At 42.5% G+C, this 6,560-nt stretch carries 5 protein-coding genes and 1 pseudogene; all 6 read right to left on the reverse strand.

Going from position 1 to position 6,560, the window contains the following annotated elements; translation table 11 throughout:
• Positions 1-584 (reverse strand): annotated as a pseudogene (locus ACH2DQ_RS08490) (beta-glucosidase); the annotation flags it as partial.
• Positions 585-688: 104 nt separating this feature from the next.
• Complete coding sequence (locus ACH2DQ_RS08495) at positions 689-2,014, reverse strand: GHKL domain-containing protein (protein WP_394915442.1); 1,326 nt, start codon at positions 2,012-2,014, stop codon at positions 689-691.
• A gap of 1 nt (position 2,015) precedes the next feature.
• On the reverse strand, positions 2,016-2,720 hold the full coding sequence (locus ACH2DQ_RS08500) for a LytR/AlgR family response regulator transcription factor (protein ID WP_394915441.1): 705 nt from the start codon (positions 2,718-2,720) through the stop codon (positions 2,016-2,018).
• Positions 2,721-3,236: 516 nt separating this feature from the next.
• Positions 3,237-4,418 (reverse strand): iron-containing alcohol dehydrogenase, encoded by a 1,182-nt coding sequence (locus ACH2DQ_RS08505; protein WP_394915440.1) that lies wholly within the window; start codon positions 4,416-4,418, stop codon positions 3,237-3,239.
• Positions 4,419-4,506: 88 nt separating this feature from the next.
• On the reverse strand, positions 4,507-5,208 hold the full coding sequence (locus ACH2DQ_RS08510; RefSeq protein WP_394915439.1) for a response regulator transcription factor: 702 nt from the start codon (positions 5,206-5,208) through the stop codon (positions 4,507-4,509).
• A partial coding sequence (locus tag ACH2DQ_RS08515; RefSeq protein ID WP_395026375.1) for a sensor histidine kinase occupies positions 5,177-6,560 on the reverse strand: 1,384 nt, incomplete at its 5' end. The genes ACH2DQ_RS08515 and ACH2DQ_RS08510, both read right to left, overlap by 32 nt.

A 6,560-nucleotide genomic window follows, 5' to 3' on the forward strand; every position in this document is an offset into this window, starting at 1 on the left:
CCCGCACTTCTTGCCGGTCTATATTGGGTATACATATCAATCAGGCTTTGGTTGACGTTAAAACCGGCATCTGTTAAAGAGGTAAGAATATCCACACTACCGGAATTATCAGCCGCTCCTGCTCCCGTTCCTCCGTAAATGGGACTGGTGGCAGCCCATCCAAATACATTTACATTAGCGTTTGCTTCCAAAGGCAAAACCCCCTGGTTTTTTACCAGTGTCAGTCCTTCTGCGCCAGCCTCTTTGATGATCTCCCGGGACGTTTCTATCGTCTCTTCGGAAACAGAGCCTCTTCCGTTCAGAATCGGAGCCAGATTGTTGTACATAGGTCCAAAGGAGATAACATTTACCAGTACGGTCACAATCAGTATCCAGGAAATACCGGCTGCCCAGCGGACCACATGTCTGGTTCCTTTCTTCACTATCCAGTGTGCGGCAATCATTACAACTACAGCAGCGGCAAACAGCCCGGCAATTGTATAAATATAACCGCTCAGCGTTTGCACATACCGCTGTACATCCGTTTCGCTCACACCCATGCCAGTAAAAACAGGTGTCAGCCAGTCAATTAAAAATTGAATCATTTTTCTTCCTCCCTTAATTTAAAATAGTGGTTTATTTCTTTGACTATGTTTATTATATCAGGGAATCTTTCTCCTAAATGATAATGCGAAAACCGGTCGCTTTTTTACGATAACCGGCAGGTCCGGGGAAACAGGATATCCAGATTGAACTTACCATGCCCTACAGACATCATCAGTTCACCGTGGTATTTTTCTACAATATACGCCATACTTTTCACTCCAAACCCGTGCCTTGCTTTGTCCTCTTTATCAGTGACCGGCATTCCGTTTTCAAACCTTAACGTACTGCTGCATCGGTTCTCCAGATGAATCAGCACCATATCATGGTGATGCTTAATCTGAAAACTAATGATCCGCTCCCCATCTCTTTCCTTCATCACACGTTCCAGTGCATTATCCAATGCATTTCCCATAAGGGCATACACATCTGCAGAAGTGATGTAAGAAATCATACTGCCCTCCACCATACAGCTAAACTCAATTCTTCCTTCATTGAACAGCAGCGTCTTTTCCCGGAGTACATAGTCCAGCGCACTGCAGCCCGTGTGGTAGGTAGCATCATAAATGGATACCGCGTCCCGGATCTCCTGTAAATACTCTGTTCTTGACCGGTTATCTTCCATTTTAGCCAGGGCTTTTATCTGGTGCTTTAAATCATGGCATTTCATGTTAATAATATCAATGGCATCTTTGGAACTTTTCTGCTGGGAATGAGATACCTGAAGAAGCTGTTCCATCATTTCCTGATCACGCTTCATGCTGTTTTCCCGAAGCACATAATATTCCATCAGCAGGACAAGGGCGCAGCATAGAAAGCTGTATGCCGGGCAGATAATCTCTCCCATGCGGGTGCCTTTATATTCCTGGGGATAGGACCAATAAACACTAAAACCAATGGCAAAAACCATAATGACAAACCCAAGCACAGCAATCCGAAAATCACTGTCCCTTAACTGATTCTCTTTTTTCTTAGTCCGGATAATGAACAGGTATATGACACCTGCACCAAGGGGATAAATTAAATATTGTGTAATCAGAAGCGGAAGCAGACTTTCATTTACCAGATACACGCTCTGCACCAGGTTCTTCATGATTCTGCTCAGTGCAAAAATCATATGTTCCACAGCATAACCGCCTGCCAAAATAAAAATAAGCTCCCGCATTCCAATATCAAAGCTGCCTAAAATGGGAATAACCGTAAACAGTGCATAGCTCAAATACAACAAAACATATTGAAATAAGGAGTCCGGCAGCAAAAGCATAAGTACAGATTCCAAATATGCGCTCAACCCAATCTGCAAAGCCAGGCAAATCACCAGCCGCAGTACGAAGTTCTTCCTTTTTGGCACATCCAGCAAAAAGATGCTTTCTGAAATAAGCAGCTGAAAGGGGAATTGAATCCAAAGGTTATCTAAAATGTGGTATATCATATTACAGACCTCCCATAAAATTAATGTAATCCTGTGCAAATTGTTTTTTTAACCGTCTGGAAAGAGGCAGTTCCTGATCGGATGTCAGCACGACGCTGTCCTTTCCCACCCGTCTTACATAATTTAAATTAATTACGCAGCCGGAGTTACATTCTGAGAATGGAAGAGATTCCAGTTTCGCCTTCATTTCCTTCATACTCCCCCTTGTCCGGGAACAGCCATGTCTGGTATAAAACAGAAGATAATCCCGGTCTTTTTCCATATAAAGAATATCGGAAACTGTAATTCGAACAATTCCGTCTTTATTGCTAATCAAGATGTCCTGCTCTCTATGGCTTTCCATAAAACGAAATGCTTTTTCCAGTTTCATGGAAAAATTGTAATAACCCACAGGTTTTACCATGAAATCAATCGCCTGAACTTCGTATCCGTCAATGGCGTACTGAGCAAGGCTGGTGACAAAGATAATTCCCACAGCCTGGTCTCTCTCCCGTATTTCCCGTGCTGCCTCTAACCCATTGCTGCCGGGCATTTCAATGTCCAAAAAAATAACATCATAATCCCCATCATATTCTTCCAGAAAGTCCAGGCTGGCATAAAATACTTTCGTCTGGAAGTTCAGATCATGTTCCGCCTGAAACTGCTCCAAATAGGTAACAATACGCTGTGCATCTCCAATTGAATCATCCACCACCGCTATTCTCATTCGTCTTTTTCTCCTCTTCCCCAGAAAACGCTGCAAAATAAATCTTATCTTCTTTTATCATATCAAAGTCTATATTCAATAACAAATATTTATATTAAATGCACTTCCATAGTTTTTTCAAAGTCATATGAGATTCAAAGGGGTATCCAAGTGGATACCGAGGGTGAATTCCTAGGTGACTCAAGGGTGATTCTCAAGAGTGATTCCAAGGGTGATTCCGAGAGTGGTTCCAGGAGTGATTCCTAGGGTGGTTCCTAGGGTAATTCCTAGGGTGATTACTAGGGTCGTTCAGGGTGATTCAGGGTGATGAAAGCATACAGCTAAATTTTAAAATGTGATGAAACAAAAAAAGTAAAAGTAAAAAAATCAAAAACAGGTATTCTTAGAAATAATATCTTTTGAATACCCGCTTCTGATTTTTAGTTTGATTTTTAGTTTAACTTTTGGTTTGACTTTTGATCTGATTTTTGGATTGATTTTGGATCTGATTCTTCTTTTTTCTGTTCTACTCTATTTTTAGAACATTGTTAAGCTTTTATCAAAAATATCCTTAATTTCTTCCTGTGTCAGCACCTTATATCCGCCTTCCATAACAAGCGTACTCTTAACCAGATCTTCCAGCATATCTTCCGTCACGCCCAGCTCTCTGATATTCATCACAACACCGATTTCTCTCATCCATGCCTCCATGGCATTTAATCCTTCTGCCGCAATTTCTTCATCGGTTTTACCCTCCGGATCTACATCCCAGACATTCCTGGCAAAGCGCTTAAATTTTTCAAGTCCATAAGGCATGATATATCGGTAATAGGGCAGGGACACGGCAGAAAGCGTCATCCCATGGGTGGCATCGGTGTGTGCGCCCACTGCCTGACCAAGCATATGCACCATCCAGTCCGTGGATTTTCCCATAGCAGCCAATGTATTCAATGCCCATGCAGCCGTCCACATAATGTTACTTCTGGCCTCATAGTTTTCCGGATTCTGTATTGCGATTCTGGAGCTGTGGATTAGTGACCTCATCAATCCTTCCATCAGATAATCGGATGTATTGTCATCTTCACCTGAGAAATACTGTTCGCAGATATGATTCATAATATCGTAAAAACCCGCTGTCATCTGATACTTTGGCAATGAATAGGTAAAGACCGGATTTAAAACCGCAAACTTAGGAAATACATTGTCTCCAAAAATATGTCCGATTTTCAGCTTGCTTTCATGATTTGTAATAACCGATCCTCCATTCATCTCAGAACCTGTACCCACCATAGTCAGCACACATCCCACCGGAATAATTTTTGTATCGGCATCAACATCCTCAAATTTCAAAAAATATTTCTCCCATGGATCCTCCTTACAATTTACAGAAACTGAAACTGCTTTGGCATAATCGCAGCAAGAACCGCCGCCCACCGCCAAAATAAAATCCACCTGATTATCTCTTGCAATCTGAATTCCCTCATAAAGCTTCTCTACAGTCGGATTAGGCATAACACCTCCATCTTCAATGACTTGTTTTCCGTTGTCTTTTAAAATTGTTACCACCTTGTCATAGATACCCGTCTTTTTAATAGAACCGCCGCCATATACCAACTGCACGTTCTTTCCGTACTTTGTCAGCTCCTCATTCAAATAATTTAACGAATCCTCCCCAAAATAAAGCTTTGTTGGGTTCGAATATACAAAATTTCCTAACATGTCTTAATTCTCCTTTCCAATCTTCATACATTTTCCGATTACAAAACCCTGGAGCCGGCTCAAGGTCTATACTTTTTTTCAACTGCCGTCAATTAATACGGAAACGGTATCCGGCACCCCAGACGGTTTCAATAAACTGCGTTTTTTTCGAATTCTTGCCCAGTTTATCTCGCAAACGGTTAATATGTACCGTTACCGTGGCAACATCTCCCATAGAGTCCATTCCCCATACCCGGTCAAAAAGAGTGTCCTTGGAAAAGACAATATTGGGGTTTTCAGCCATGAAAAGCAAAAGTTCAAATTCCTTATTCACCAGTACCACTTCTTTTTCATCTAAATACACCATTCTGGATCTCGGTAAAATGGTGAGATTCTGATAAGCAATTTCATTCTCCGTCTCTTCTTTTTCTTCCTGGGAATCCAGAAGCAGATTATGGATATGGATATGAGATTTGACCCGGGCTACCAATTCTGCAGGACTGAAGGGTTTTTCCAGATAATCGTCTGCACCCAGCCCCAGCCCCCGAATTTTATCAATGTCATCTTTCTTTGCCGTCACCATAATAATCGGCAGGTGTAAAGACCGCCTAAGCTCACGGCATACATCAAAGCCTGTTTTCCCCGGGAGCATCACATCCAGCAAAATGGCGTCATATCCGCCGGTTTTCGCCATTTTTTCTCCTTCCCGTCCGTCTAAAACAATATCTGCCTCAAACCCGTTTGCCTCCAGATAATCCCGCTCCAGCTCTGCAATCAATTCATCGTCTTCTACGATCAGTATTTTTTCCATCAATATCCTCCCCTGCAACCGGCAAATGAATTATTATTGCCAGTCCTTCCCTGTTTTCTGCCTGTACGTTACCACCGTGCCCAAGAATAATCTCTTTAACCACTGCCAGCCCAATACCGCTTCCTTTTTCTGACTTGCTCCTAGCATCATCCACCCGGTAAAAACTGTCAAATATCTGCTCCAGGCTCTCTCCCGGCACCCCTGGTCCGTCATCCTGAAATACCAGTTCAATATCCGTTCCAGTTAAAGTACGATTCAATGATATCTGAATCCGCGATTTATCAGAGATGCGGTACTTGACTGTGTTCGTAAACAAATTGTCAAATACCCGCTTAAATTCCTCCCGGTCAATCTGTACCGGAAATGTCTCTTTTCCATACATAAACTCTATCTCAACCTGGTTGTGCTCTGCATCAGGCCTGCAGGTTTCCAGGTATTGCTCTACAAATTCTTTGAAATCACCTTCCTCCATGCGGTACCGAAAACCATTATCCAGCCTGCTGAACTCGGAAAGGCTGTCTACCAGGCTTACAAGATTACCTGTTCTGGTCTTAATCGCCTGCAAATAGCGCATTCTCTTTTCGGGAGTATCTGCTATTCCATCCATCAGTCCGTCCAGATAACCACTGATGGACGTCAAAGGTGTCCTTAAATCATGGGAGATACCCGTAATGAGAGAACGTCTGCGCTTTTCATCTCTCAGGCGCTGGTCTACAGACTCTTTCAGATATACCCGCATCTCATCAAAATCTCTGCATACTTCCCCAAACTCATCTTTATTCTGGCTTTTCATACTGGTATCCAGATTTCCTTCCCGGATTTCTTTTGTCGCCATACTCAGCCTGCCCAGCGGTTTCAGAATACTTCTTGAAATCCACCAGGATGAGATCCCATTTACAAAAAGTGTCAGTACTACAAAGAAAATGATAATGCCATACAAGTACTTTAAGATATAATTCTTTAGATAATTAACCACACCCTCATCTGTCTTCTGGCGGTGGACTGCTGTAATGCAGAAAACTTTCTCGCCGTGGTAAAATGTGTTCTTGATGACAGAAACCTCATGCCTGCTGGCAGTCAGTGTCTTAGCCGTATCAATTGCATCCCCCGCCACAGAACGCGCTGCCTGCATATCCTCTTCCTTAAGATTGGAGTAAATCAGTTTTTCATTTTTTGTTATCATAAACTGGTATCCCATCCCGGACAATTTATTTTCCAGATGATACATTTCGTCACTTCTTTTAATTTCCCCTGATGTATTCGTGTGTACCCCCTGACCCCAGTTGTTCTCCCACAGCTCCTGCTGATATGTGTAAATCATACTCTGGGCAAACTGGATGCTGTTTTCATCG

The organism is Robinsoniella sp., assembly GCF_034124845.1.

Excerpts from the sequence above, each read along its gene's own strand:
- ACH2DQ_RS08495 (WP_394915442.1), bottom strand. The coding sequence starts at position 2,014 with ATGATATACCACATTTTAGATAACCTTTGGATTCAATTCCCCTTTCAG.
- ACH2DQ_RS08505 (WP_394915440.1), bottom strand. The coding sequence starts at position 4,418 with ATGTTAGGAAATTTTGTATATTCGAACCCAACAAAGCTTTATTTTGGG.
- ACH2DQ_RS08510 (WP_394915439.1), bottom strand. The coding sequence starts at position 5,208 with ATGGAAAAAATACTGATCGTAGAAGACGATGAATTGATTGCAGAGCTG.
- ACH2DQ_RS08500 (WP_394915441.1), bottom strand. The coding sequence starts at position 2,720 with ATGAGAATAGCGGTGGTGGATGATTCAATTGGAGATGCACAGCGTATT.